Here is a 352-nt window from a genome sequence, read left to right as displayed (position 1 = left end):
ATTATTTCGATATTTCTGAAGCTGTCCGCCCCAGATACCGCCAAAATAAATGTAATGCCTGCCGTCTTCGTCTTCAAAAACCGCAGGATCAATGCTGTAGCTGCCCTTTATGGCATCTCTTTCAGGAACAAAAGGCCCGACTGGCGAATCTGAAACCGCAACGCCAATCTGGAAGATTCCGTTGGCGCGTTTGGCAGGGAAATACAGATAGTACTTTCCATTTTTATGCGCAGCATCGGGCGCCCACATCTGTTTCTCAGCCCACGCAACATCATCCACATGGAGCGCAACGCCATTATCAACAGCTTCCGATGAAATGTCTTCCATAGAAAAAACATGGTAATCTTCCATT

At 46.9% G+C, this 352-nt stretch carries 1 protein-coding gene; it reads right to left on the bottom strand.

The window, feature by feature from the left end:
* A partial coding sequence (locus DMB71_RS00110) for a family 43 glycosylhydrolase (protein ID WP_162614726.1) occupies positions 1–352 on the bottom strand: 352 nt, incomplete at both ends.

The sequence above is a fragment of the Flavobacterium tistrianum genome, from assembly GCF_003254545.1.
In the GTDB taxonomy this organism is placed as follows: Bacteria; Bacteroidota; Bacteroidia; order Flavobacteriales; family Flavobacteriaceae; genus Flavobacterium; species Flavobacterium tistrianum.
This window is presented reverse-complemented; position numbering and strand designations above follow the sequence as displayed.